20 protein-coding genes and 1 pseudogene are annotated in these 26,042 nt (G+C 72.2%); 12 read left to right on the top strand and 9 right to left on the bottom strand.

What is annotated here, in order from left to right:
• The first annotated feature begins 55 nt into the window (after positions 1-55).
• A complete protein-coding gene (locus IG94_RS0107225) occupies positions 56-1,546 on the top strand; it encodes a family 43 glycosylhydrolase (protein WP_031032644.1) in 1,491 nt (496 codons plus the stop codon).
• Between the two features lie 17 nt (positions 1,547-1,563).
• Here IG94_RS0107225 and IG94_RS0107220 read toward each other — a convergent pair whose 3' ends face one another.
• On the bottom strand, positions 1,564-2,703 hold the full coding sequence (locus tag IG94_RS0107220) for a LacI family DNA-binding transcriptional regulator (RefSeq protein ID WP_031032642.1): 1,140 nt from the start codon (positions 2,701-2,703) through the stop codon (positions 1,564-1,566).
• 190 nt (positions 2,704-2,893) lie between these two features.
• Between IG94_RS0107220 and IG94_RS0107215 the strand changes: the two genes are divergently transcribed.
• From IG94_RS0107215 to IG94_RS0107200, 4 genes and pseudogenes are all read left to right on the top strand, one after another.
• The gene (locus IG94_RS0107215) at positions 2,894-4,270 is read left to right on the top strand and encodes an extracellular solute-binding protein (protein WP_031032639.1); all 1,377 of its coding nucleotides are present in this window, start codon (positions 2,894-2,896) and stop codon (positions 4,268-4,270) included.
• 13 nt (positions 4,271-4,283) lie between these two features.
• Complete coding sequence (locus IG94_RS0107210) at positions 4,284-5,225, top strand: carbohydrate ABC transporter permease (protein ID WP_031032638.1); 942 nt, start codon at positions 4,284-4,286, stop codon at positions 5,223-5,225.
• A gap of 2 nt (positions 5,226-5,227) precedes the next feature.
• A complete protein-coding gene (locus IG94_RS0107205) occupies positions 5,228-6,127 on the top strand; it encodes a carbohydrate ABC transporter permease (protein ID WP_031032636.1) in 900 nt (299 codons plus the stop codon).
• 52 nt (positions 6,128-6,179) lie between these two features.
• Positions 6,180-7,790, top strand: a pseudogene (locus IG94_RS0107200) (glycoside hydrolase family 2 protein); the annotation flags it as partial.
• 212 nt (positions 7,791-8,002) lie between these two features.
• Here IG94_RS0107200 and IG94_RS0107195 read toward each other — a convergent pair.
• The 5 genes from IG94_RS0107195 to IG94_RS0107175 all read right to left on the bottom strand — a co-directional run bounded on the left by IG94_RS0107195 (position 8,003) and on the right by IG94_RS0107175 (position 13,699).
• Complete coding sequence (locus IG94_RS0107195) at positions 8,003-8,941, bottom strand: TauD/TfdA dioxygenase family protein (protein WP_031032628.1); 939 nt, start codon at positions 8,939-8,941, stop codon at positions 8,003-8,005.
• A gap of 476 nt (positions 8,942-9,417) precedes the next feature.
• Positions 9,418-10,896 carry a glutamate-cysteine ligase family protein gene (locus IG94_RS0107190; RefSeq protein ID WP_031032626.1) on the bottom strand — a complete coding sequence of 493 codons (1,479 nt, stop codon included), beginning with the start codon at positions 10,894-10,896 and terminating at the stop codon, positions 9,418-9,420.
• 148 nt (positions 10,897-11,044) lie between these two features.
• A complete protein-coding gene (locus IG94_RS0107185; protein WP_031032624.1) occupies positions 11,045-11,542 on the bottom strand; it encodes a peptidylprolyl isomerase in 498 nt (165 codons plus the stop codon).
• Positions 11,543-11,591: 49 nt separating this feature from the next.
• Positions 11,592-12,590 (bottom strand): type I glyceraldehyde-3-phosphate dehydrogenase, encoded by a 999-nt coding sequence (gene gap / locus IG94_RS0107180; protein ID WP_031032617.1) that lies wholly within the window; start codon positions 12,588-12,590, stop codon positions 11,592-11,594.
• Between the two features lie 152 nt (positions 12,591-12,742).
• Positions 12,743-13,699 (bottom strand): GlxA family transcriptional regulator, encoded by a 957-nt coding sequence (locus IG94_RS0107175; protein ID WP_031032615.1) that lies wholly within the window; start codon positions 13,697-13,699, stop codon positions 12,743-12,745.
• A gap of 97 nt (positions 13,700-13,796) precedes the next feature.
• On the opposite strand from IG94_RS0107175, the gene IG94_RS0107170 reads away from it, so the two are divergent.
• On the top strand, positions 13,797-14,294 hold the full coding sequence (locus tag IG94_RS0107170) for a DUF2975 domain-containing protein (RefSeq protein ID WP_031032613.1): 498 nt from the start codon (positions 13,797-13,799) through the stop codon (positions 14,292-14,294).
• 7 nt (positions 14,295-14,301) lie between these two features.
• Here the strand turns inward: IG94_RS0107170 and IG94_RS0107165 are convergent, their stop codons facing one another.
• From IG94_RS0107165 to IG94_RS0107155, 3 genes are read right to left on the bottom strand one after another with little or no spacing between them, the layout of a single operon-like run.
• On the bottom strand, positions 14,302-15,666 hold the full coding sequence (locus IG94_RS0107165) for an MFS transporter (protein ID WP_031032610.1): 1,365 nt from the start codon (positions 15,664-15,666) through the stop codon (positions 14,302-14,304).
• Between the two features lie 55 nt (positions 15,667-15,721).
• Positions 15,722-16,639 carry an amidohydrolase family protein gene (locus IG94_RS0107160; RefSeq protein ID WP_031032609.1) on the bottom strand — a complete coding sequence of 306 codons (918 nt, stop codon included), beginning with the start codon at positions 16,637-16,639 and terminating at the stop codon, positions 15,722-15,724.
• 1 nt (position 16,640) lies between these two features.
• Entirely contained in the window at positions 16,641-17,666 is a 1,026-nt protein-coding gene (locus IG94_RS0107155) for an amidohydrolase family protein (RefSeq protein ID WP_031032608.1), read from the bottom strand.
• Between the two features lie 257 nt (positions 17,667-17,923).
• On the opposite strand from IG94_RS0107155, the gene IG94_RS0107150 reads away from it, so the two are divergent.
• From IG94_RS0107150 to IG94_RS0107125, 6 genes are all read left to right on the top strand, one after another.
• Positions 17,924-18,583 carry a response regulator transcription factor gene (locus IG94_RS0107150; protein ID WP_031032606.1) on the top strand — a complete coding sequence of 220 codons (660 nt, stop codon included), beginning with the start codon at positions 17,924-17,926 and terminating at the stop codon, positions 18,581-18,583.
• Positions 18,584-18,593: 10 nt separating this feature from the next.
• Positions 18,594-20,042 (top strand): sensor histidine kinase, encoded by a 1,449-nt coding sequence (locus tag IG94_RS0107145; RefSeq protein ID WP_031032604.1) that lies wholly within the window; start codon positions 18,594-18,596, stop codon positions 20,040-20,042.
• Entirely contained in the window at positions 20,039-21,022 is a 984-nt protein-coding gene (locus IG94_RS0107140) for a TAXI family TRAP transporter solute-binding subunit (RefSeq protein WP_052410579.1), read from the top strand. The genes IG94_RS0107145 and IG94_RS0107140 overlap by 4 nt, the downstream gene beginning before the upstream one ends.
• A 129-nt stretch (positions 21,023-21,151) precedes the next feature.
• On the top strand, positions 21,152-23,053 hold the full coding sequence (gene htpG, locus IG94_RS0107135) for a molecular chaperone HtpG (RefSeq protein WP_031032599.1): 1,902 nt from the start codon (positions 21,152-21,154) through the stop codon (positions 23,051-23,053).
• Positions 23,054-23,288: 235 nt separating this feature from the next.
• Positions 23,289-24,416, top strand: a complete 1,128-nt coding sequence (locus IG94_RS0107130; protein WP_031032597.1) for a peptidoglycan recognition protein family protein — start codon at positions 23,289-23,291, stop codon at positions 24,414-24,416.
• Between the two features lie 281 nt (positions 24,417-24,697).
• Positions 24,698-25,996 carry a YeeE/YedE family protein gene (locus IG94_RS0107125; protein WP_031032596.1) on the top strand — a complete coding sequence of 433 codons (1,299 nt, stop codon included), beginning with the start codon at positions 24,698-24,700 and terminating at the stop codon, positions 25,994-25,996.
• The last annotated feature ends 46 nt before the right edge of the window (positions 25,997-26,042 follow it).

Below are 26,042 nucleotides of genomic sequence, written 5' to 3'. Positions count from 1 at the left end.
CGTCCGAAGACATCGATGTGAAGCGAGTCGCAAAGCGCTGCGGAAAGGACTCTCCGTGCCTCCCAGCTCCTCCCGCCCCCTCCTCCCCTCCCGTGCCCGCCTCGGCCTCCTCGTCGCCGCCCTCCTCGGGCTCGTCGTGGGCCTGCTGCCCGGGCTCACCGCACCGGCCACAGCCGCACCGGCCGCCTCCGGACCCCGCGCCGAGGCCGCCGCGGCCGGCACGTTCCGCAACCCGCTCAACAGCGGGCCCGACCCGTTCATGACCCACTGGAACGGCACCTACTACCTGACCACCACCCAGGGCGGCAGCATCAAGATGTGGCGCTCCCCGTCCCTGGGCAACCTGGCGGCCGCCGACCCCGTCACCGTGTGGACGGACACCGACCCCTCGCGCAACCGCAACATCTGGGCCCCGGAGTTCTACCGCTTCGACGGCCGCTGGTACCTCTACTACACGGCCGACGACGGCGTCGACGACCACCACCGGCTCTACGTCCTGGAGTCGGAGCGCGACGACCCGGCCGGCCCGTACCACTTCAAGGCCAAGCTGGCCCCGCCCAACCACGCCGACGACTTCGCCATCGACGCGGGCATCCTCCAGCTCGGCGGGCGGCTCTACCTCGCCTACAGCGGCATCAACCAGTACCAGCACAACGGCCTCAACATCGCCCCGATGTCCAACCCGTACACCGTCTCAGGCAACGCGGTCGCCTTCGACGCCGCGGGCGGCTGCCCCGAGGTGCGGGAGGGGCCCGAGTTCCTCTACCGCAACGGGCGGGTCTGGATGACGTACTCCGCCTGCGACACCGGCAAGCCGGACTACCAGGTCTGGATGATGTCGATGCCGCTGACGTCCGACCCGCTGGTGCCGGGGAACTGGCGGCAGCACCAGGGGGCGGTGTTCTCCCGCGCCGACGACCGCGGCGTGTTCGGCCCCGGCCACCACGCCTTCTTCACCTCCCCGGACGGCACCGAGGACTGGATCGTCTACCACGCCAAGACCACGTCGCAGAACACCTACAGCAACCGCACCACGCGGGCGCAGAAGTTCACCTGGCGGGCCGACGGGACGCCCGACTTCGGCCGTCCGCTCGCGATGGGCGCCACCCAGAACCTGCCCTCCGGCGACCCCGGCTCCGGCAACTACTGGATCAACGACGACAACCGTTCCAGCGGCGCCGGGAGCGTCACCTACACCGGTGACTGGAACTCCGGGACGGGCTGCGCCACGCAGTGCTTCTGGAGCGACGACCACTGGAGCGACCGGGCGGGTGCCACGGCCACCTTCTCGTTCACCGGCACCCGCATCGTCCTGCTCTCCGTCAAGGACACCGGCAACGGCTACGCGGCCGTCAGCATCGACGGCGGGGCCGAGCAGCGGGTGGACTTCCACAACCCGATCCGCGTCGGAGAGGCGGTGCAGTACGTCAGCCCACGGCTGGCGAACGGCGGACACACCTTGCGGATCCGGGTCACCGGGGAGCACAACTCCCAGTCCGGGGCGTCCTTCGTGAGCGTCGACCGCGCCGAGGTCTACACGAACTGACCGCCGGGCCCGGCCCGTCAGCGCCCCTCGTGGCCCTCCGTGCTCTCCCGCAGGACGAGCCGGTGGGCCACGATGCGGTCCTGCGGCGACTGCACCCCCGGCCCGGCACCGTCCACCACGCCGTCCCGCCCGGCGTCCGGATCAGCGCCATCCCGCGCGCCCTCCGGATCCCCGCCGTCCGGGTTCGTGCTGTCCGGCTCCGCGCCGTCCGGGTCCGTCGCCTCCTCGATGCGGCGCCGCAGCAGCTGCACGGCGACCTTCGCCACCGCCGCCTTGTCCGGGGCCACCGTGCTCAGCGTCGGCACACTGAACCGCCCGCCCTCCACGTCGTCGAAACCGATCACGGCCACGTCCTCGGGCACGCGGACCCCGTGCTCGTACAGCGTGCGCAACGCGCCCAGCGCCAACTGGTCGTTGAGGCACAGCAGCGCGTCGAACCGCACGCCGTCCCGCAGTACCCGCGCCACCGCCCGCGCGCCGGCGGGCATCCGGAAGGAGTCGACCGGCACCAGGGCCGCCGGATCGTGGGCGATGCCCGCCTCCGCCAGAGCTGCGCGGTAACCCCGGGTGCGGGCCTCCGCGGTCCCGAGGCCGGGGGCGTCGATCCCGCCGACGGCGAGGACCGTGCGCCGCCCCAGGGAGATCAGGTGGCGGGTCGCCTCGCGGGCGGCACGCTCGTTGTCGATGGCCACGTGGTCGGCGCCCTCCTCCAGGAGCTCGCCGAGGAGCACGGTCGGCGGGAAGCCCGCGCGGTCGCGCAGGTCGTCCGCGGTCAGGGCGAGCGGACTGAGGATGATCCCGTCCACGAAGGTCGAGCCGAACCCGGCCAACGCCGCCAGCTCATGGGCGCGGTCCGCCCCCGACTGGTGGATCAGCACGGTCAGGGAGCACTTCTCGGCCTCCCGGATCACATGCCGGGCCAGCTCCGCGAAGTACGGTATGTCGAGTTCCGGGACGACGAGCGCGATGATGCCGGTCCGGCCCTTGCGCAAGTGGCGGCCGGCCAGGTTCACCCGGTATCCGAGCTGCTCGATGGAGGCGCGCACCACCGTCCGGGTGCGGTCGGAGACATGGGCGTAGTCGTTGATGACGTTGGACACCGTCTTCTCCGAAACGCCCGCGTGACGTGCGACGTCCTTGATCCTGGGCCGTGCCACCGAGACCTCCCTGCCTCTCTCGCGCTGCCAGAGTCTATGTCCCGGCACCTCGGCGGGCTCCGGCACGGGCCCCCGCGCCGCCGGTCTCGCGGTCACCGGCGGACCGTCCCTGCCCTCAGCTCTTTACAGCCAATGTACATCGATGTAAAAACAAGCCACCGCATGAGCTCCGGCCGTCGAAAGGTCCGCGATGAGTTCCCGTTTTCCTGCCCAGGGGGTGCCGGCCGTGTCCGATCCCGTACGCCGCATCGGCCGCCGTAGGCTGCTGCGACACGCCATGGCCGGAGCGGGTGCCCTGCTCGCCGCGGGCCCGCTGTCCGGCTGCGCCTCACCGGCCTCGGCCTCCGGGGCGAACTCGCTGAGCGTCTGGGACCTGTTCCAGGGCGGCGACGGCACGCTGATGGACGACATGATCGAGGCGGTGTCCAAGGGAGCCGGCGGCGCCGAGGGCTTCGAGATCGACCGCACCATCCTGGACTGGGGCCCGTCGTACTACACCAAGCTCGCCATGTCCGCCGCCGGCGGCCGGGCCTCCGACGTGGCCGCCATGCACCTGTCCCGGCTGGCGGGCTACGCGCCCGGCGGCCTGGTCGACGCCTTCGACCTGGACCTGCTCGCCGAGTACGGCGTCGGCCAGAAGGACTTCACGCCGGCGGTGTGGTCGCGCACCCAGCACGAGGGAACGGTCTACGCGATCCCGCTGGACGTCCACCCCTTCATCGTCTTCTACGACAAGAAGGCCGCGGAGAAGGCCGGGCTGCTCGACTCCTCCGGAGCGCTGGCCCCCATGGGCTCGCCCGAGGCGCTCCTGGAAGCGGGCAAGGCGCTCGCCGAGGCGACGGGGCAGGCGGGCATCCTCTTCGGCCACGTCACCGACCCCGCGCAGAACTGGCGGCTGTTCGCCGCCCTCTACGCGCAGACCGGCGCCGAGTTCAGCCTGCCCGACGGCGGCCCCGCCGAGATCGACATCGACGCCGCCGTACGCGCCGTCACCTTCATGACCCAGCTCTTCGACGGCCGCACCAACCCCAACAACCTGGACTACTACGGCTCGGTGGCCGCCTTCACCAGCGGGCGCGGCGGCATGGCCATGCTCGGCGAGTGGGAGCTGCCCGCGCTGAAGGAGTTCGACATCGACCTGGGCGCCGCACCCTTCCCGCAGGTATTCGACAAGCCCGCGGTCTACACCGACAGCCACAGCCTGGTCCTCCCGCACCAGGACAGCCCCGACCCGGCCCGGCGCCGCGAGGCCCACCGGTACGTCGCCGCGATACTCAAGCAGAGCCTCACCTGGGCGAGCGCCGGGCACATCCCCGCGTACCAGCCCGTCCTCGCGAAACCCGAGTACGCGGCCCTGGACCCCCAGTCCTCCTACGCCGACGCCGCGAAGGTGGCGGTGCTCGACCCGCCCAACTGGTTCACCGGCGCCGGTTCGAACTTCCAGAACCGGATGTGCCAGCCGCTCCAGTCGGCGCTGCTGGGCAACACCACCCCCGAGAAGGCGGTGCGGCAGATGGTCCGCGAGGCGGACACGCTGCTGCGGCAGCCCAACCCGGTGACCAGCTGAAGGAGTGACCGACGTGACCACCACCGCACCTCCCGGCGCCGAGGAGCAGACCGACGCGCCCGCTGCCGACGCGGGCGGCCGCCGCACCGCCGCACGCCGCATACCGACCGGCAACGGGATCGTCTTCGTCCTGCCGTTCCTGCTCGTCTTCGGCCTCTTCATGGTCTGGCCGATCGTGCAGGGACTCTGGATGAGCTTCACCGACAGCTCGCTGGCCCTGCGCGACACGAACTTCGTCGGCCTCGACAACTACACCGAGGCCTTCGGCGACCCCGACGTGTGGAGCAGCCTCGGCAACACCGTCTTCTTCACCGTCATCTCCAGCGTGCCGCTGGTGCTCGTCGCCCTCGCGATGGCCCTGCTGGTGCACAGCGGACTCGCCGGGCAGTGGGCGTGGCGCCTGTCGTTCTTCGCCCCCTACCTGCTGCCCGTGACCGTCGTGACCATGATCTGGACCTGGCTCTACCAGCCGGAACTGGGCATGGCCAACCAACTCCTCGACACCCTCGGCATGGAACCGGTCGGCTGGCTCTCCGACGAGTCCGTCGCCATGTGGTCCGTCGCCGCCCTCACCGTCTGGTGGACGGTCGGCTTCAACTTCCTGCTCTACCTCGCGGCGCTCCAGTCCCTGCCCACGACCTTCGACGAGGCGGCGGCACTGGACGGGGCGGGTGCCTGGCGGCGGCTGTGGTCCATCACCCTGCCGCAACTGCGCCGGACCACCGGCCTGGTCGCCATGCTCCAGATCCTGGCGTCGCTCAAGGTCTTCGACCAGATCTACATCCTCACCAAGGGCGGCCCCAACGGCTCCACCCGGCCGGTCCTCGAGTACGTCTACGACGTGGGCTTCACCGGCTACCGCCTCGGCTACGCCTCCGCCGTCTCGTACCTCTTCTTCGCCCTCGTCGTCCTCATCTCGCTCGTGCAGTTCCGCCTCTTCCGCCGGGAGGACTGACCGTGTCCGCAACCGCCACCCCGCTCCGTGCCCGGCGCCGTCCACCCCGGGAAGCCGCCGGTTCCCCCCTGCTCCTCGGCCACGGCCGGCTGCCCCGCGCCCTGGCCGGTACGGCGCTCGTCGTCCTCGCGGTCGTCTGGCTGGTGCCGTTCCTGTGGGCGGTCGTCACCTCGGTCCAGAGCGAGGAGGACATCAACACCACCGGGCTGTGGCCCTTCAAGGGCGCCTTCACCCTGGACGCCTACCAGCAGATCCTGGAACGCGGCAACGTCTCCGTCTGGGCCTTCAACAGCTTCCTGATCGCCGGCCTGGTCACTCTGATCACCGTCGTGGTCTCCACCCTCGCGGCGTACGGCTTCTCCCGCGGCACCTTCCGCGGCCGCCGGGCACTGCTCGCCGTCACCGTCGCGGCCATCATGGTCCCGCCGCAGCTGCTCGTCGTGCCGCTGTTCGAGCAGATGCTCCTGTTCAACCTGGTCGACACCTACGCCGCGGTCATCCTGCCGCAGGTCGTCGCGCCGATGATGGTGTTCATCCTGAAGCGGTTCTTCGACGCCGTCCCCAAGGAGCTGGAGGAGGCGGCCCGGATCGACGGCGCCTCCGAGTTCCGGGTCTTCGCCTCGATCGTGCTGCCGCTGTCCCGGCCGATCGTGGCCGCGGTGTCGATCTTCGTCTTCATCGGCGCCTGGAACAACTTCATGTGGCCCTTCATCGTCACCAACGACCCCGACCTCATGACCCTCCCGGTGGGCCTGGCCACCGTGAAGGACGCCTACGGCATCGAGTACGCGCAGTCCATGGCGTCCGCCCTGCTGGCCGCGCTGCCGCTGATCGTGGTCTTCCTCTTCTTCCAGCGCCGCATCGTCAACTCCGTGGCCACCACCGGCCTCGGCGGTTCGTGAACCCGCCCCACCCCACCCCCACAGCTGTACCCACCGATCGACTGGAGCTTGTGTGCCCACCCCCTCCGTACCGCGCCCGGAGTACCCGCGACCGCAGTTCACGCGCCGCGACTGGCTCAACCTGAACGGCGCCTGGCAGTTCGAGACCGACCGGGGGGACAGCGGCGTCGAACGCGGTCTGCCCGAGCGCGAGCTGCGTGACGAGATCCTCGTCCCCTTCCCGCCCGAGTCCGAGCTGTCCGGCATCGGCGACACCGACTTCCTGGAGGCCGTCTGGTACCGGCGGGCCGTCACGCTGCCGGCCGCCTGGGCCGGCCGCCGCGTGCTGCTGCACTTCGGCGCCGTCGACCACGACACCACCGTGTGGGCCGACGGCAGGGAGGTCGTCCGGCACCGGGGCGGCTTCACCCCCTTCACCGCCGACCTCGGCGACATCGCCGGGGCGGGGGAGGAGGTCGTGATCACCGTCCGCGCCCGGGACACCAGGTCCGGCCCGCAGGCGCGCGGCAAGCAGGCGGTCAAGTACGCCAACCACGACTGCAACTACACCCGTGTCACCGGCATCTGGCAGACCGTCTGGCTGGAGCCCGTCCCCGACGTGCACCTGCGCCGCCCCCGGATCACGCCGGACCTCGCCGGCTCCGCCTTCCACCTCGAACTGCCCCTGTCCGGCAACCGTCCCGGCCACCGGGTGCGTGCCGTCCTCAGCGACGCCGACGGCGAGGTGAGCCGCGCCGAGGCCCGCGCCGACCTCGACCTCGCCCCGCGCCTGCACCTGCCGGTGCCGGACGACCGGCGGCGCGAGTGGGGACCCGAGGACCCGCACCTGTACGACCTGCGCCTCGAACTCCTCGACGGCGCCGGAGAGGTGGTCGACAGCGCCGGGAGCTACGCGGGTCTGCGGGCCGTCGGACTGCGCGGCAAGGCCGTCCTCGTCAACGGCCGCCCGCTCTTCCAGCGCCTCGTCCTCGACCAGGGCTGGTACCCCGACGGACTGATGACCGCCCCGACCGACGAGGCCCTGGTCCGGGACATCGAGCTCGGCATGGCGGCCGGCTTCAACGGGGCCCGGCTGCACCAGAAGGTCTTCGAGGAGCGCTTCCTGTACCACGCCGACCGCCTCGGCTACCTGGTCTGGGGCGAGTTCGGCGACTGGGGCTGCGAGACCGGCGGCTCCTCGGGCGACAACCAGAAGCCCGACGCCTCCTACGTCGCCCAGTGGCTGGAGGCGCTGGAGCGCGACTACTCGCACCCCTCGATCATCGGCTGGTGCCCGCTCAACGAGACCTACCAGAAGCTGCACGACCGCATCACCCAGCTCGACGACGTGACCCGCGCGATGTTCCTGGCCACCAAGGCCATGGACGCCACCCGGCCGGTCGTCGACGCGTCCGGCTACGCCCACCGGGTCGCCGAGACGGACATCTACGACTCCCACAGCTACGAGCAGGACCCCGCCGCCTTCCGGCAGCAGATGTCCGGCCTCGCCAAGGACGAGCCCTTCGTCAACGCCTACGAGAACGGCGCCGCCTACTCCCAGCCCTACCGCGGCCAGCCGTACTTCGTCAGCGAGTTCGGCGGCATCTGGTGGGACCCGGAGGCGGCCGCCGCCCAGTCGGGCGAGGACCGCACCGTCTCCTGGGGCTACGGCGAACGCATCCGCGGACGCCATGCACGCACTCTCGCCGCACCGGGCGCCGACCACGTACAACCAGTACGCCGGTCGACGCCCGGCACGCCGAGAGCACGCACCTGACGCCGCCTGGCCCGCCCTTCGGGCGGACGACGGGAATGTGACGACAGACCCTAGAGCCGAGTCCGGGGCCGGTGGCGGATCATCCGCCGCCGGCCCCGGACCTGTGTTCGGAAGGGACGTCAGAAGGGGCGGTCGCCCTCGACGGCGACGCGTTCGGCGACCCGGCGCTCGGCGCCGTAGTCGCCCACGGCGTAGTGCTGCGTGGCCCGGTTGTCCCAGAAGGCGACGTCGCCCGGCTGCCAGCGCCAGCGCACCTGGTACTCCGGCACGTGCGCCTGCTGGAAGAGGAAGCGCAGCAGACGGTCGCTCTCGTCCCGGTCCATGCCCGTGATGTGCGTGGTGAAGGACGTGTTGACGAACAGCATCCGGCGCCCCGACTCCGGGTGGGTGCGTACGACGGGGTGCTCCACGGGCGGGAAGAGATCCTGGAGCGGCAGCAGCCGCTCGGGTCCGTAGAACCGCGCGAAGCCCGGGATGAAGTCGTGCACGGCGCGCGCGCCGTCGATGCGTTCCCTCACCCGAGCGGGCAGGTTGTCGTAGGCCGCCGCCATGTCCGCCCACATCGTGTCCCCGCCGAAGGGCGGGACCTCGCGCAGTTGCAGTACGGCGCCGAGCGCGGGCCGCTCGCGGAAGGTGACGTCGGTGTGCCACACGTTCTCGTACGTCGGCACGCCCCCGTCCCCCTTGTCGAACCGGACGACGTCGTCGCTCGAGCCGGCGGTGAGCAGCGGGTTGGTCTCCAGCGGGCCCCAGTGGCCCGCGAAGTCGCGCTGCTGCCCGGAGGTCAGGTGCTGGGCGCGGAAGAAGAGCACCTTCCACTCCAGCAGGGCGCGGTTCAGCTCCTCGCGCAGGGCGGGGGTGAGCGGGCGTGCCAGGTCCACACCCCTGATCTCGGCGCCGATGGTACGTGCCTGCGGTACGGCCTCGAAGTGCTCGTAGGGCCGTTCCTCCCACCCTTCGGGCAGTCGGCGCAGGGTGCGCCGGCCCTCGTACATCCCGTCCCCCGGAATGCGTGCTTCGCGCAGGACGGTGCTCGGGCCGGTGGCCGTGACGGTCATGGGAATCCTCCCCTTGTACGACGGTACGCGTGACGTCCGGCCGGGGCGGCGTGGCTCGTCGCCGCCGGGGGGCCGGGAAACCAAGGCGTCAGAGGTGCTCCGGGCGGTGGACCGGAGAGAAGGCCGACGAAGCGCGACGCGGCGTGCGGGCATCGGTCCCGCCGCCGGCGCTACGAGTCGGTGGTGCGAAGAGGGCCGTTATCGGCCGGAACGCTCACATCCGGATCGCTCGGGCACGCGGGGACACTCCGCGATGGTGCCGAACCGGTATGTGGTCATGGCACCGATTGTGTGATCTTCCGCCGTCCGTGTCAACGGGGCCGCGGGCGGCCGGGGCCGTGGGTGACGGGAGTCACGGGCGGCGGGGAACGACGGGAAGCAGATCGTCGCCCTTGTGCCGGCGGCATCTCCGGCCCGAACCAGCCGACCCCGAAGCCGTCCCCGTCTGCCAACTCCCTGGGCACGGCGGGTGGCCGTCAGTCGACCGGCCAGGTGTGGACCGGGGCGTTGAGGTGCATGTAGTCGATGTACTGCCGGGTCATCCGGCGCAGGCCCTCGTGGCGGTCCGGCCGGCCGGTGGCGTCGATGTGGTGGAACATCTCCTTCTGCCAGACCGCCCCGTTGCGGCCGGTGACGCAGCGCTGCTCGATGATGCCGAGCAGCGGCTCCCGCCACGCCGAGTCCATGCCCGACAGCTCCAGGCCCCGGTGCGCCAGCGGCAGCAGCCGGCGCAGGACCAGTTCGGGCACGGTCACCTCGCCCGCGCCCGGCCAGTACAGCAGGGCCTCGATGCCGTGCCGCGCGGCGGTGTGCAGGTTGTCCTCGGCGACGGAGAACGACATCCGGGACCAGACCGGCCGCTCCTCCTCCACCAGGGCGCGGGTGAGGCCGTAGTAGAACGCGCCGTTGGCGAGGGTGTCGGCGACGGTCGGCCCCGCGGGCAGCACCCGGTTCTCCACGCGGACGTGCGGTCTGTCGTGGGCGACCGCGTACACGGGCCGGTTCCAGCGGTAGATGGTGCCGTTGTGGAGGGTGAGTTCGCCCAGTTCGGGGATGTCGCCGCGGTCGAGGGTCTCGGCGGGGTCCTGCTCGTCGCAGAGCGGCAGCAGTGCCGGGAAGTAGCGCAGGTTCTCCTCGAAGAGGTCGAAGACGCTGGTGATCCACCGCTCTCCGAACCACACCCGGGGCCGTACGCCCTGCGCCTTGATCTCCTGCGGCCGGGTGTCGGTGGCCTGCTCGAACAGGGGGATCCGGCTCTCGTGCCAGAGTTCCTTGCCGAGCAGGAAGGGCGAGTTGGCCGCCAGGGCGACCTGGACGCCGGCGATCGCCTGGGCCGCGTTCCAGTAGGCGGCGAACTCCTCGGGGGCCACCTGGAGGTGGAACTGGGTGCTGGTGCAGGCGGCCTCCGGCGTGATGGCGTCGGCGTAGGTGCGCAGCCGGTCGACGCCGTCCACCTCGATGTGCAGGTCCTCGCCGCGGGCCGCGAAGATCTGGTCGTTCAGCAGCCGGTAGCGCGGGTTCTCCGAGAGGGCCGCCTCGCCCACGTCGGACTGGCGCAGCGTGGGGAGGATGCCGACCATGATGAGGTGGGCGCCGACCGACGCGGCGCGGTCCTCGGCGTGGTTCAGGGCCGCCCGGATCTCGGTCTCCCACGCGTCGGGGCCGCCCGCCGTCAGCCGGCGCGGCGGGATGTTGATCTCCAGGTTGAAGCGGCCCAGCTCGGTGGCCCAGGCGGGGTCGGCGATGGCTTCGAGCGCGTCGCTGTTGCGCATGGCCGGCTCGCCGCGGTCGTCGACCAGGTTCAGCTCGATCTCCAGGCCCACCTGGGGACGCTCGGTCTCGAAGCGGGACTCGCGCAGCATCTGCGCGAAGGCGTCCAGGCACTCCTGCATCTTGATCCGGTACCGGCGGCGGTCCTCGCGGGTGAAGACCAGCGCCGGGACGTCCCGTCCCATCGGTCCTCCCGGGTCGGCGGCCTCGGACACTTCTCCACCCCAGCGTCGCACCACCCGGCGCGCCCCACCAGGCGAAAGAGAAGGGGCCCACCGCAGCGTGTGCGGTGGGCCCCGTCGCTTCCGGCCGGGAAGGGCCGGTCAGGACGTCCTACAGCTTGCCGGAGGCGCGCACCGTGATCTTCGCGGAGGTCGTGCCCTGCGGCGAGGAGCCGTAGCCCTCGATCTTGTCGACCACCTCGGTGCCCTCGACGACCTTGCCGAAGACGACGTGCTTGCCGTCCAGCCACGAGGTGACGACGGTGGTGATGAAGAACTGCGAGCCGTTCGTGTTCGGGCCCGCGTTCGCCATGGAGAGGAGGTACGGCTCGGTGTGCTTCAGCTTGAAGTTCTCGTCCTCGAACTTCGCGCCGTAGATGCTCTTGCCGCCCGTGCCGTTGCCCGCGGTGAAGTCACCGCCCTGGAGCATGAACTGCGGGATGACGCGGTGGAACGAGGAACCCGCGTAGCCGAAGCCGTGCTCGCCGGTGGACAGCTCGATGAAGTTCTTGGCCGTCCTGGGGGTGACGTCCTCGAAGAGTTCGAAGACGATGCGGCCCGCATCCTGGCCGTCGATGTCGATGTCGAAGTAAACCTTGGAATTGCTCATCGCACCATTGTGACGTGCGGGCCCCCGCGATGCCGAATCGGCTGCCCGTTCACCGCGAGGCGAGCAGCTCGAGCGTGTCGATCACCCGGTTCGAGAAGCCCCACTCGTTGTCGTACCAGGCGACGACCTTGACGTGGCGGCCCTCCACCCGGGTCAGCGCCGAGTCGAAGATCGACGAGGCCGGGTTGCCGGTGATGTCGGAGGAGACCAGTGCGTCCTCGGAGTACTCCAGCACGCCGGCGAGCGGGCCCTCGGCGGCCGTGCGGTAGGCCGCCAGCACGTCCTCGCGGGTCACGTCGCGGGCGACCGTCGTGTTCAGCTCGACGATGGAGCCCACGGGCACCGGCACGCGGATCGAGTCGCCCGACAGCTTGCCGTCCAGGTTCGGCAGCACCAGGCCGATCGCCTTGGCGGCACCGGTCGTGGTCGGCACGATGTTGACCCCGGCGGCGCGGGCCCGGCGCGCGTCGCGGTGCGGACCGTCCTGGAGGTTCTGCTCCTGGGTGTAGGCGTGCACCGTCGTCATGAAGCCGTGCTCGATCCCCGCCAGCTCGTCGAGGACCGCGGCGAGCGGCGCGAGGGCGTTGGTGGTGCAGGACGCGTTCGACACGATCGTGTGGGCGGCGGGGTCGTACGTGTCGCTGTTCACGCCGTACGCGAGGGTCACGTCGGCGCCGGCCGAGGGGGCGCTGACCAGGACCTTCCGGGCGCCCGCGGTGACGTGGGCGCGGGCGGCGTCCGCCGAGGTGAAGCGGCCGGTGGCCTCCAGGACGATCTCGACGTCCAGCTCCGCCCACGGCAGCCGGGCCGGGTCCCGCTCGGCGAGGACCTTGATGCGCCGTCCGTCCACGACGAGGGTGTCCCCGTCGACCGTCACGGGACGGCCCAGCCGTCCGGCCGTGGAGTCGAAGGCGAGCAGGCGGGCCAGGGCGGCCGGCTCCGTCAGGTCGTTCACGGCGACGACCTCGACCTTGGAGTCGCGTTCGAGCAGCGCGCGCAGCACGTTGCGCCCGATGCGGCCGAATCCGTTGATGCCGATGCGCGTCATGAGTTGGGTGTCCCTTCGTTTCGCCACCAGGTCCTTCGCTCCCCACTCTCGCGCGCTCCGTCCGCCGGTGGCAGCGACGCGGGTGCCATGGTTCGAAAGGATCACGCCAGCCCCGGCCGGACAGGCCGCGGGACAGCCTCCGTGACCGGCTGCTACTCGCCCTCGGCGAAGGTGCGCCGGTACTCGCTCGGCGTGGTGCCGAGGATGCGCCGGAAGTGCAGCCGCAGGTTGGCACCGGTGCCCAGACCCACGTCGGCGGCGATCTGCTCGACGCCGCACTCCGAGCGCTCCAGCAGCTCACGGGCCATGTCGATGCGGGCGCGCATGACCCACTGCATCGGCGTGTATCCGGTGTCCTCGGCGAAGCGCCGGGAGAAGGTGCGCGCCGACACCGCCGCGTGCCGGGCCAGCGTCTCCAGCGTGAGCGGGTCGCCGAGCCGGCGCAGCGCCCACTCGCGGGTGGCGGCGAACCGCTCGCCCAGCGGCGCGGGCACGCTGCGGGGCACGTACTGGGCCTGGCCGCCGCTGCGGTAGGGAGCCGCGACGAGCCGCCGGGCGGCGTGGTTCGAGGCGCTCACGCCGAGGTCGCCGCGGAGGATGTGCAGGCACAGGTCGATGCCCGAGGCGGCGCCCGCCGAGGTCAGCACCGTGCCCTCGTCCACGAACAGCACGTTCTCGTCGACCCGCACCCGGGGATGCTTCGCCGCGAGCGCCCTGGTGTAGTGCCAGTGCGTCGTGGCCCTCCGGCCGTCGAGCAGGCCCGTGGCCGCCAGCGCGAACGCGCCGGTGGAGATGGCGGCCAGCCGGGTGCCCCGCTCGTGGGCCGCCGTCAGCGCGTCGACCACGGGGCGCGGCGGGTCGTCCACGTCGGGGAACCGGTATCCCGGGAGGAAGACCAGCTCGGCCCAGGCCAGCGCGTCCAGGCCGTGCGCGACGTGGTACGAGAGGCCGTCACCGCCCGTCACCAGGCCGGGCGCGGCGCCGCACACCCGTACCTCGTACGGCATGCTTGCCCGGGTCGTGAAGACCTGCGCCGGAATGCCGACGTCCAGCGGCTTCGCCCCTTCGAGCACGAGGACGGCGACGCGGCGCAACGGGGAGGACGGCACGGGGACAGCGTACGCGGATCACACGAAGTCGATTGATTTTCGATCGGTACCCATCGATAATCGATACATGCCACGTCTCTTCCTCGCCCACCGCTACATGCACCGTCTCTTCATCGCCGCGCTCCGGGCCGGCATCGCCGGCGCGCTCCTCCTCGGCCTCTTCGGGCAGGCCGTCGTCATACCCGCGACCGCGTCCGCCGAGGTCGACCGCTTCCCGCCGTACGAGCCCTACGCCGTGCCCTACGCGGCCGTGGCGATCACCTGCGTGGCCTGCGTCCAGGCCGTGCTGGTCGCCGTGTGGATGCTGCTCAGCATGGTCGAGCGCGACGCCATCTTCACCCGGCGCGCCTTCCGCTGGGTCGACACCGTCATCGGCGCCACGCTCGTGGCGACGCTGCTGGCCTTCGGCGTCACCGTCCATCTGCTGCTGGCCGACATCCCCACGCCCGACGACGGCGTGGCGCTGAACGGCGCCCTGGGCTCCGCGGTCGTGTGCGTCGGTGTCGGCGCCGCGTTCGTCATGCTCGTCGTCGTCATGCGCGGCCTCCTGCACAAGGCGACGCAGCTGACGACCGAGATGGCCAAGGTGGTCTGAGGCCGCCTCAGCCGGGCACGGTGTCCTGCTCCCGGCCGGGCGCTGCGGCGACTGTCCGCGTCGGCCTGGTCCGCGGCCCGAAGACACTGAGCGCGATCGCGCCGAACAGCCAGGTGCCGGCGATGAAGTAGAAGACGCTCTGGTAGCCGTGGCCGTTGTAGAGCGCCGCCACGATCAGCGGACCCGCGGCGTTCGACAGCCGGCCGAGACCGTACGACACGCTGGTGCCGAGCGAACGCCCGCGCGTGTCGAAGAGTTCGGGCGAGTAGGCGTAGCCGAGCGCCGTGTAACCGCGCTCGAAGAGGTTGACCAGGAAGCCGAAGACGATGATGAGCACCGGGTTGAACGTGAGGCCGTACAGGAGCCCGCACACGGCGATCAGCGTGCCGAAGGCGACCAGGCACCACTTGCGTTCGAACCGGTCGGTCACCAGGGCCGCCAGATACGAGCCCAGCGGTGCCCCCACCGTGGTCAGCGCCACGTAGAAGACCGACTTCTCGACGCTGAAGCCCTCCTTGGCCAGCAGCGTCGGCGCCCAGCTCGAATAGCCGAAGAAGCCGATGGTCTGGGTCACCCACACCACGGTGAGCAGCAGCGTCGGGTAGAGGTACTTGCGCTGGAGCAGCAGCCTCAGCGGCGCCTTGGTGACCGGCTCCTCCGCGATCGGCGGCGCCGGCTCCGGCAGCGGGCCGTGCTCGGCGGCGGCACCGGCCTCGATCTCGCGCAGCACCGCGTCGGCGCTCGCGTGGTCGCCCCGGCTCTCGTGCCACCGCGGCGACTCCTTCAGGTGCCGGGTGAACAGGACGAGCAGGATGCCGAGCGAGCCCCACAGGTAGACCAGGCGCCACGTCCAGTCGGCGAGCGGCACGACCCCGCTCGCGACCAGATTGGTGACCGGGGTGCCGCAGATGCCGATGACGATGGCGTACGCCTGGTACTTGCCGCGCACGGCCGACGGGTACATCTCGTTGACGTAGATGACCGCGACCACGGTCATCGCCGCGAGTCCCGCCGAGGTGAGCACCCGGAAGACGGTCAGCGACAGCAGGTCCCAGGAGAACGCCGACGCGAACGAGAAGACGCCGAAGAACAGCGTCGTCAGCATCAGCGTCCGTTTGCGGCCCAGGCGGTCGGCGACGGTGCCGGCGACGATCGAGCCGAAGAACATGCCGACGAACGACAGCGAGGTGACGTAGGCGACCTGGTTGACCGAGATGCCCCACAGGTCGACGAGCTTGGGGGCGGTGGTGGCGAAGGTGTTGATGTCCGCGAACTCGAAGAAGTACGCGAACGACACGGCGAGCAGGGTGACTTTGTGGAACCGGGAGACCGGCAGCCGGTCGATCCGGTTCAGCGCGTTGGCGTGCTGCATGACGGGGTCCTTGTCGCGTGGTTCGGGGACGGCGACGGCCGGGAGGGGGAGCGGCTCACCGCTCGCCGGGCCAGTACAGGCGCGTCGGGTTGTCGACCAGCAGCCGGCGCCGCTGCTCCTCGGTGACGGCGATCCGCCGCACGTGGTCGACGAGGAGCCCGTCGTCGGGCATGTGGTCCTTGAGATTGGGGTGCGGCCAGTCCGTGCCCCACAGCACGCGGTCGCCGAACTCCCCGACGACCCGCCGGGAGAAGGGCAGGACATCGGCGTACGGCTCCCGCTCCCCGTCCAGCGCGGCGGGGCCGGTGACGGTCAGCCGTTCGGGGCAGGACACCTTGACCCACACGTCGCCCCGGTCGGTGAACCGCAGGAAACGCGAGAACTCCGGCCCGTCCACCGGCTTGGTGACGTCCGGCCGCCCCATGTGGTCCACGACCAGCGGCGTGGGCAACGAGGCGAAGAAGTCCTCCAGTTCGGGGAGGTCGGCGCTCTCGAAGTACAGGACGACGTGCCAGCCGAGCGGGGCGATCCGGCGTGCGATCGTGCGCAGCGCGTCCTTGGGCGACGTGTCGACCAGCCGGCGCACGAAGTTGAACCGCACCCCGCGCACGCCGGCCTCGTCCAGCGCGCGCAGCTCGGCGTCGGTGACGTCCGGCCGGACGGTCGCGACACCGCGCGCCCGGCCGCCGCTCGCACGGACCGCGTCGAGCATCGCGCTGTTGTCGGCGCCGTGGCAGGTGGCCTGCACGATCACCTGGCGCTCGAAGCCCAGGTGGTCGCGGAGCGCGAAGAGCCGGTCCCGGCCGGCGTCGCACGGGGTGTACTTGCGTTCCGGGGCGAACGGGAACTCCGCCTGCGGACCGAAGACGTGGCAGTGGGCGTCGACGGCGCCGGACGGCAGCCGGAAGGAGGGCTCGGCCGGCGACGGGTGCCAGTCGAGCCAGCCGGGGGTCCGGGGAGCGAGGTCGGCCATGTCAGCGCCCCTGCCGCTTCAGCAGCGCGTCCAGGCGGGGGTACACGGCGCGGGCGTTGTGCTCCTGCACGGCCGCGACCTCCTGCGCCGGCAGGGCGGACGCCTCGACGTAGCGCCGGGTGTCGTCGAAGTGGTGGCCCGTGCGCGGGTCGACGCCGCGGACCGCGCCGATCATCTCGGAGGCGAACAGCACGTTGCGGGTGGGGACCACGTCGAGCAGCAGGTCGATGCCCGGCTGGTGGTACACGCAGGTGTCGAAGAAGACGTTGCCGAGCACGTGCTCCTCCAGCTCGGGCCTGCCCAGCGCCGCCGCCAGGCCCCGGAACCGGCCCCAGTGGTACGGCACCGCTCCGCCGCCGTGCGGGATCACCAGCCGCAGGGTGGGGAAGTCCGCGAACAGGTCGCCCTGCACCAGCTGCATGAAGGCCGTGGTGTCGGCGTTCAGGTAGTGCCCGCCGGTGGTGTGGAACGCCGGGTTCACGCTGGTGCTGACGTGGACCATCGCCGGGACGTCGTACTCGACCAGCTTCTCGTAGAGGGGGTACCAGGAGCGGTCGGTGAGCGGGGGAGCGGTCCAGTGGCCGCCGGAGGGGTCCGGGTTGAGGTTGACCGCGACCGCGCCGAGTTCCTCGACGCAGCGTGTCAGCTCCGGCACGCAGGTCGCCGGGTCGACGCCGGGCGACTGGGGCAGCATGGCCGCGGGGGCGAAGCGCTCGGGGTAGAGCCCGGCGACGCGGTGGCACAGGTCGTTGCAGAGGGCCGCCCACGCGGCGGAGGTACGGAAGTCGCCCACGTGGTGCGCCATGAACGACGCCCGGGGGGAGAAGACGGTCAGGTCGATGCCGCGCTCGTCCATCAACCGCAGCTGGTTGGGCTCGACGCTCTCGCGCAGCTCGTCGTCGCCGATCCTCAGGTCGGCGGGCGACGGCGCCGACGCCGGGTCGCTCAGCGAGGCGGTCTGCCGCTCCCGCCAGCCGGCCAGGGCCGGCGGGGCCGTGGTGTAGTGACCGTGACAGTCGATGATCATGCGGTGCGTCCTTCGGATCGTGTCGTCCTCGACCGCGGCAGCCTCTCCCCGGCCGCCGGACGGCCGGGAGAGCACCGGACACAGAACTAACCTCGCCTTAACAAAGCGGCCCACCGGCCCGGCCACCCGGCGGACCAGGCGAAACGCGGAGCCGGGCGTGGTCTACATTCGGACGCAGAGATACCGACCCGGACACTGCGAAACCGGTCCGGACACGGGCGGCACCGACGCGGGCGCCGCCGGAGGGAGGCGGCAGGATGGAGATACTGCTGGCCGAGGACGACGACGGGGTCGCCGGGGCGCTCGTGGAGGTCCTGTACGACCACGGTCACGTCACCCGGCGGGTCACCCGCGGCAAGGACGTGCTGACCTACCACCGCAGCTCCGACCTGCTCCTCCTCGACCTGGGCCTGCCCGACGTCGACGGCCTGGAGGTGCTGCGCAGGCTGCGGGCGGTCAGCGACCTGTCCGTGGTGGTGCTGACCGCGCGCGGAGACGAACGCTCGGTGGTGCGCGGACTGCGGCTCGGCGCCGACGACTACCTCGTCAAGCCCGTACGGCTGACCGAGCTGCTCGCCCGCATCGAGGCCGTCACCCGGCGCACCGCCGCGCAGGCGCCGCCCGCCGCCCGGACCGTGCGCGTCGGCGACGTGGAGATCCTCCTCGACGCCCGGCAGGTCCGGGTCGACGGGACGGAGGTCGAGCTGACCGCCAAGGAGTACGACGTCCTCGCCGTACTGGCCCGCCGGGCCGGCACTGCCGTCAGCCGCGAACAGGTGCTCGACGAGGTGTGGGGCGACGCCAACCACGCCGTGTCCCGCTCCCTGGACGTGCACCTCACCCAGCTGCGGGCCAAGCTGGGCCGCCCGGAGCTGCTCACCACGATCCGGGGCTTCGGCTTCCGACTCGGCGACTGAGGCCCGCCGCGTGCGTACCCGGGTCCAGACGGTGCTGCTCGTGTTCGGCGTCCTGGCGGTGGCCGCCTTCGCCGTTCCGCTGCTGCTGTTCACCGCCTCCGACCGCACCCAGCAGCTCGTCCTGGCCCGCAGCTCCGACCTCGACCGCTTCACCTCCCTGATGGACCGGGCGGCGAGCACCCAGGACACCTCGGCGATCGCCCTGGAGGCCCGCCGCTACACCCAGCTCTACGGCGAGCCCCTCGTCGTCACCGACACCCGCGGGCACCCCGTCGTGCAGACCGGCGGCATGCGGGCGGCCGACCCCGCCGTCGCCCGGCTGGTCGACACGGCCCTGCGCAACCAGACCGCCCATCCGCGCGCCGCCCTGCGGCCCTGGTCCGGGGGCCACCGGATGTTCGCGGCACCGGCGGGCACCGGCACCCAGATCTCCGGCGCCGTGGTGCTGCGCGCCGACGTGGACGCGGCCGCCGGGGACATCGCCCGGCGCTGGGCCGCCGTCCTGGCCGGCACCGCGCTGGTCGCGCTCGCCTGCACGCTCCTGGCCCGCGCGGCGACCCGCTGGGTGGTCAGCCCGCTGGGCCGCCTCGAGGGGGCGGTCGGCGAGCTGGCGGCGGGACTCCCGCCCGAGCACACGCCGCCCCGCGCACCGCAGGGCAGGCGCGGCTCCGCCGCCGTCGGCGGCCCGCCCGAGCTGCGCCGGCTGGCCACCGGCTTCAACCGCATGGCCCGCACCGTGACCGCCGCCCTCGAACAGCAGCGGCGGCTGGTGGCCGACACCTCGCACCAGATGCGCAACCCCATGGCGGCGCTCCGGCTGCGGGTGGACGCCCTCCACACCCACCTGCGGCCCACGGGCGAGCGCACCTACGCCGGGGTCAACGCCGAGCTGGACCGGCTGGAGAACCTCCTCGACGACATCCTCGCCCTCGCCGCGGCCGAACACCGGGCCGGCGAGCTCACCGTCACGGACGACCCGGACGCCCGCTGCGACGCCGCCGGAACGGTGCTGACCCAGCACCGCCTGTGGGAACCGGTCGCGCGGCGCGCCGGAGTCCGCCTCACCGCCGACGCGGACCGGGCCGCCGGGCCGGTCCCGGCCGCCTGCACCGACCGCGAACTGGCCCAGGTGACGGACATCCTGCTGGACAACGCGATCAAGTACGCCGGCGACGGCACCCACGTACGGCTGCGCTGCGCCGCCGAGGGGCCGTACGCGGTCGTCACCGTCACGGACGACGGCCCCGGGCTGCGGGCGGAGGAACTCGACCGGGCCACCACCCGGTTCTGGCGCTCGTCCCGCCAGGCCGGGACCTCCGGCACCGGCCTGGGCCTCGCCATCGCCGAACAGCTGCTCGCGGGCCGCGACGGCCGCCTCGAACTGGCCCCCGCCCACCCGCACGGCCTGCGGGCCCGCGCCGTCGTACCGCGCGCGGGAGCCGAGGGAGACACCCGGTGAACCGGCGTGCCGTGCTGCGCGCGGCCCTCGGCGCGGCTGCCGCGGGCGGGCTCGGCGGTGTGCTCGCGGGCGACCTCGCGCACGGGCGTTCCGGCCCGAACGGCCTGCTGCGGCTGGCCAGCGGTGAGCCGACCGCCTTCTACGCCGCCTTCGGCGGGCTCCTCGCCGAGCAGCTCGAAGCGACCGGCTCCGGGCTCCGGTGCCGCGTGCGCACCACCGCGGGCAGCATCACCAACATCGAGCTCCTCCGCGACGGCCGCGCCGACCTCGGTCTCGTCCTCACCGACACCGCCAGGGCCGCCCGGGACACCGGCCTCTTCCCCCGGCCCGTGCCCCTCAGGGCGATCGGCCGGGTCTACGAGACCTACCTCCAGTTCGCCGTGCGCGCCGACTCCCCGGTACGCGGCGTGGCCGACCTCGCCGGACACCCCGTCTCGCTCGGCGCCGTCGGCTCCGGGGCGGCGCATCTCGGGGCCCGGCTGCTGCGTGCCGCCGGCCTCTCGCCGGGCACCGACGTCCCCGTACGGCACCTGCGCCTCGCCGACGCGGCGGCGGCCCTGCACTCCGGCACCGTCGTCGGGCTCCTGGTCGCGGGCGGCGTGCCCCTGCCCACCCTCTCCGGCCTCGACCGCGATCCCGGCCTGCGCTTCCTTCCGCTCGCCGACCTGCTGCCCGGCCTCGCGGGCGGACGGGAGGGCATGGCCGCCGCGGGGCTGGAGGAGGTGACCCTGCCGCAGAGCGCGTACCGCTCCTCGGCCGGCGTCGCCACCGTCGGCGTCTCCAACCTGCTCGTGTGCCGCCCCGACCTCGACCCCGCCGTGGCCGGGGCCCTCGCCCGCCTCCTGGTCCGGCGCGCCTCCGCCTTCGTGCCCGAGCACGCCGTCGGAGCCCAGTTCCTGGACGTCCGCAGCCTCATCGGCACGGGCAGCGTGCCGCTTCACCCCGGCGCGGTGGCGGCGTACCGCTCCCTGCACGGCTGACGGCGGGCGCCGTCCGGGCCGGTACGCCCGACGCAGGACGGCCGACCGGCTTCGAAGGCGTGCCCCGCTGTTCTAGAGTTGCCTGCGCCAGTGCAGACGATCTGTGGACCAGTGAGGTACTCACCAGCCATGACGACCGAAACGTTTGAGTTCCAGGTAGAGGCACGTCAGCTGTTGCAGCTGATGATTCACTCCGTCTACTCGAACAAGGATGTCTTCCTGCGCGAGCTCGTCTCCAACGCCTCCGACGCGCTGGACAAGCTGCGCCTCGCCGCCCTGCGCGACGACGCGCCCGACGCCGACGTGAGCGACCTGCACATCGAGTTGGAGGCCGATCCCGACGCCCGCACCCTGACCGTGCGCGACAACGGCATCGGCATGTCCTACGAGGAGGTCACCCGGCTGATCGGCACCATCGCCAACTCGGGCACCGCCAAGTTCCTGGAGGAGCTGCGCGAGGCCAAGGACGCGGCCGGCGCCGACGGGCTGATCGGCCAGTTCGGCGTCGGCTTCTACTCGGGGTTCATGGTGGCGGACGAGGTCACCCTCGTCACCCGGCGCGCCGGGGAACCGCAGGGCACCCGCTGGACCTCGAAGGGCGAGGGCACCTACACCCTGGAGCCGCTCGACGAGGCCCCGCAGGGGACCGCCGTCACCCTGCACCTCAAGCCGGCCGACTCCGACGACCAGCTCCACGACTACACCTCCGAGTGGAAGATCCGGGAGATCGTCAAGAAGTACTCGGACTTCATCACCTGGCCGGTCCGCCTGCTGCCCCGGCCGGGCGACGACGCGGACGAGGCCCGCGAGCCGGAGACGCTCAACTCGATGAAGGCCCTGTGGGCCCGCCCGCGCGACGAGGTGTCCGAGGAGGAGTACCACGAGCTCTACAAGCACATCGGCCACGACTGGCGCGACCCGCTGGAGACCATCCGGCTCCAGGCCGAGGGCACCTTCGAGTACCAGGCCCTGCTCTTCGTGCCCGCGCACGCCCCGCACGACCTGTTCACGCAGGGCTACCAGCGCGGCGTGCAGCTCTACGTGAAGCGCGTCTTCATCATGGACGACTGCGAGGAGCTGCTTCCGCCCTACCTCCGCTTCGTCAAGGGCGTCGTCGACGCGCAGGACCTCTCGCTCAACGTCTCGCGCGAGATCCTCCAGCAGGACCGCCACATCCGCATGATCCAGCGCCGGCTGACGAAGAAGGTCCTCTCGACGGTCAAGGACCTCAGGACGTCGGCGCCCGAGCGCTATGCCACGTTCTGGCGGGAGTTCGGCGCGGTACTGAAGGAGGGGCTGGTCACCGACTCCGACAACCAGGACGCGATCCTCGCCGCCTCCTCGTTCGAGAGCACCCACGACGCCGACGAGCCGACCGCGCTGAAGGCGTACACGGAGCGGATGAAGGACGGCCAGGAGGCCATCTACTACATGACGGGCGAGTCCCGCCGGGCCATCGAGAACTCCCCGCACATGGAGGCGTTCCGGGCCAAGGGGGTCGAGGTCCTCCTGCTGACCGACGCCGTCGACGAGGTCTGGGTCGACGCGGTGGGGGAGTACGAGGGCAAGCCGCTGCGCTCGGTGGCCAAGGGCGAGATCGACCTCTCCGGCACCGAGGACGACAAGAGCGAGGAGGAGAAGGAGCGGCAGGGCGAGGAGTACGCCGGGCTGCTCGGCTGGATGTCGGAGCACCTGGGCGAGGAGGTCAAGGAGGTCCGCCTCTCCTCCCGCCTCACCGTCTCGCCGGCCTGCGTGGTCTCCGACTCGGGGGAGCTCACGCCCGCCCTGGAGAACATGTACCGGGCGATGGGCCAGGAGGTGCCCAGCGCCAAGCGCATCCTCGAACTCAACCCGGAGCACCAGCTGGTCAAGTCCCTGAACCGGGCCTGGACCGACCGGGCGGACCGTACGGAACTCACCGAGACCGCCGAGCTGCTGCACGCCCTCGCCGTGCTCGCCGAGGGCGGCCGGCCGGGCGATCCCGCCCGGTTCGTGCAGCTTATGGCGGACCGCCTGGAGCGCACCGTGTAGGCGGCCGTGCCCGCACACGGACGAGGCCCCGGGGCGCCCGGCCCCGGGGCCTCACCCGTGCGGACGTGGCTCTCGCGAATTCGCGGCTCTGGCCATAACCTTCACGAAATGGTCGCGAGCGGGATGCATGACCGAAGTACACAGCCTTTAGGGTGAGTTGACGATCAAGCGCGCGCCGTCGTGGAGTCCGCACGGTGCACCGCCCGTCACGTGAACGCCTGAAAGGGCAGTTGCCTTGCCAGAAACCCCTCAGCCCACGCCCTCCGAACACCGCAGGAAGCGGTCCCTCTCCCGGCGCGGCGCGCTCGCCGCCGGCGGTGCCGTGGCCGCCGGGGCGGTGTTGACCCCGGCGGTGTTCGCGGTCACCGACTCCGGCGACGACGAGGCCGAGTCCGCACCGCGATCCGAGGGGACCGGCGGCGAGGACTTCCCCGCGACCCGCTCCGCCGCCGCCACCGGCACCGGCGCCGCGACCACCGCCTTCGCCGCCTCCTACGTCGGCCTGCGCTGGAAGGGCGCGCGCGGCGGAGCCGGGATCCGCTTCACCGACGGCGACGCCGCGTCGGGCGAATGGCGGGAACTGGGCGGCGGCTGCGCCACGGTCGAGGGCGGCGGGGCGGCCCTCGTCGCCGCGGGCGCGGCCACCGGCTACGAGGTGCGCACCACGCAGGGCGCCGGCGACGTGCGTACCGTCGCGATCGACACCACCGGCGGCCCCCGCCGCACCGTCGAGGTGCCGGCCGAGCCCACGCGCGTGCGCGGTGTGCAGTACCTGTCCCGCCCGGCCTGGGGCGCCGACGAGTCCAAGCGGTACAAGGACGGCGAGGTCAACTCGCCCGAGACGTACTACCCGTTGCAGACGATCACCGTCCACCACGCGGACACCGTGAACGACGACCCGGACCCGGCCGCCACCATCCGGGCCGTCTACGAGTACCACGCGGTCACCCTCGACTGGGGGGACATCGGGTACCACTTCCTCGTCGACGAGGCCGGCGTGGTCTACGAGGGGCGCTACTCCGGCGACGACGGCAGCCCCGCCTTCGACGGCGAGGGCAACCTCGTCACCGCCTTCCACACCGGAGGCTTCAACTCGGGCAACCTCGGCATCGCCCTGCTCGGCAACCTGTCCGAGCAGGGGCCGACGGACGCGGCCAAGGCCTCGCTGATCCGGCTGATCAAGGCCGTCGCCCGGCTCGGCGGGCTGGACCCGCAGGGGGAGACCACGTTCGTCAACCCGGTGAACGGCGACACCAAGGACGTGGCGACGGTCAGCGGCCACCGCGACTGGCTCGAGACCGACTGCCCCGGCCAGACGATGTACGACCTCCTCGCCGAGGTTCGCGCCGCGGCCGCTCCCTGAGGACCGGGGACAGCCGAACCCGCGCGACCCGGGGCGCTCCGGGCGCCGGGCCGTCTCGCCACGCCATCCGCATGGCGAGACGGCTTGGCGTCCGGAGCGCCCTCTTCCGTATATTCGCACGCATGTCTGCATCCGCCCCGCTGCTGTGCCTCGCGCTGTTCGCGTGCTCGGCGTGGTGCGTCGACGACGGCCTCTGTCGCCGCTGAGCCCTCACCGGCCGTGCCCCGCGCCGCCGGTCCGCCAGTCCCCGCCGTCCCCGTGCACCCTCCCGGAGAACTTCCGTGACCACCGCGCCCCCCGCCGGGTCGACCCCGGCCGCGCCGCCGCGCGCGTCCGCCGCCCTGTTCGCTCCCGTGCGCACCTCCTCGCCGCGTCCCGAGGCGCCGCCCCTGCCGCCGGTGCGGCGGACGCCCCTGGTGGTGTCCGGGCTGCTCGCCGCCGCGCTGACCGCCTACGTCTGGTCCGCGCACGGCGCCAAACCCGGCGTGCTGCTCCTGCTCGGGCTCGGCCTGGGCGTCGCCCTGTTCCACTCCCGCTTCGGCTTCACCTCCGCCTGGCGGCAACTGATCGCCGTCGGCAACGGTGCGGGGCTGCGCGCGCACGCGCTGCTGCTCGGCACCACGGCCACCCTGTTCGCGCTGCTCATCGGTACGGAGACCGGCCTGTTCGGCTCCCAGCCGGCGCCGTCCGCCGGCTCGATCGGCGTCGGTCTCTTCGCCGGCTCGGCGCTCTTCGCCATCGGCATGCAGCTCGGCGGGGCCTGCGCCTCGGGCACCCTCTTCGCGGTCGGCTCGGGGCAGACGTCGATCGTGCTGACCCTCGGCGGCTTCGTCGGGGGTGCCACGCTGGCCGCCTGGCAGTTCGACCTGTGGAAGGACCTCCCGGCCTGGGAGCCCGTCGTCCTGTCCGAGCACATCGGCTGGTTCGGCTCCTGGGGCGTGACCATCGCCGCGCTGCTGCTGGTGGTGCTGGTCAGCCGTCGCGTCCAGGCCCGCCGCAATCCGCCGCCGCTGGGGACCGTGCCCTCGGCCCGCGGTGCGGCGCTGCGGGCGGTCCGCGGCTCGTGGCCGCTGGCGGCCGGCGCCCTGGTCCTCGCGCTGCTCGGGGCGGGGGTCATGCTCGTCTCCGGCGGCGCCTGGGGCGTCACGAGCGCCTTCAGCCTGTGGGGCTCGGAGCTGGTGGGTGCCCTCGGCGGCCATCCGGAGAACTGGACCTGGTGGCAGCGGCCCGGCAACGCCGAGATGCTGGCGGGTCCGGTGCTCGCCGACAAGACCAGCCTGACCGACATCGGCATCATGATCGGCGCGGCCCTCGCCTCGGCGGTCGGCGGCACCTGGGCCCTGCACCGGGGAATCCCCTGGCGCACCGCGCTCGCCGCGGTGCTCGGCGGCGTGCTGATGGGCATCGGCGCCCGGCTGGCCGGCGGCTGCAACATCGGCGCCTATCTGGCCGGTATCGCCTCGGGCAGCCTCAGCGGCTGGCTGTGGGGGGTCTTCGCCCTGGCCGGCACCTGGGTCGGCCTGAAGCTGCGTCCCCTGTTCGGCCTGGGCAACCCGAAGCCGGGCGACGGCGTCTGCTGAACGGGCAGTGCCCGTGCGGCACAGGGGTCAGGCCTGCGCCGCACGG

It is taken from the genome of Streptomyces olivaceus (assembly GCF_000721235.1).
GTDB classification, from domain to species: Bacteria; Actinomycetota; Actinomycetes; order Streptomycetales; family Streptomycetaceae; genus Streptomyces; species Streptomyces olivaceus.
Note: the sequence above shows the minus strand (reverse complement) of the source record. Positions and strands in the feature narration are given on the sequence as shown.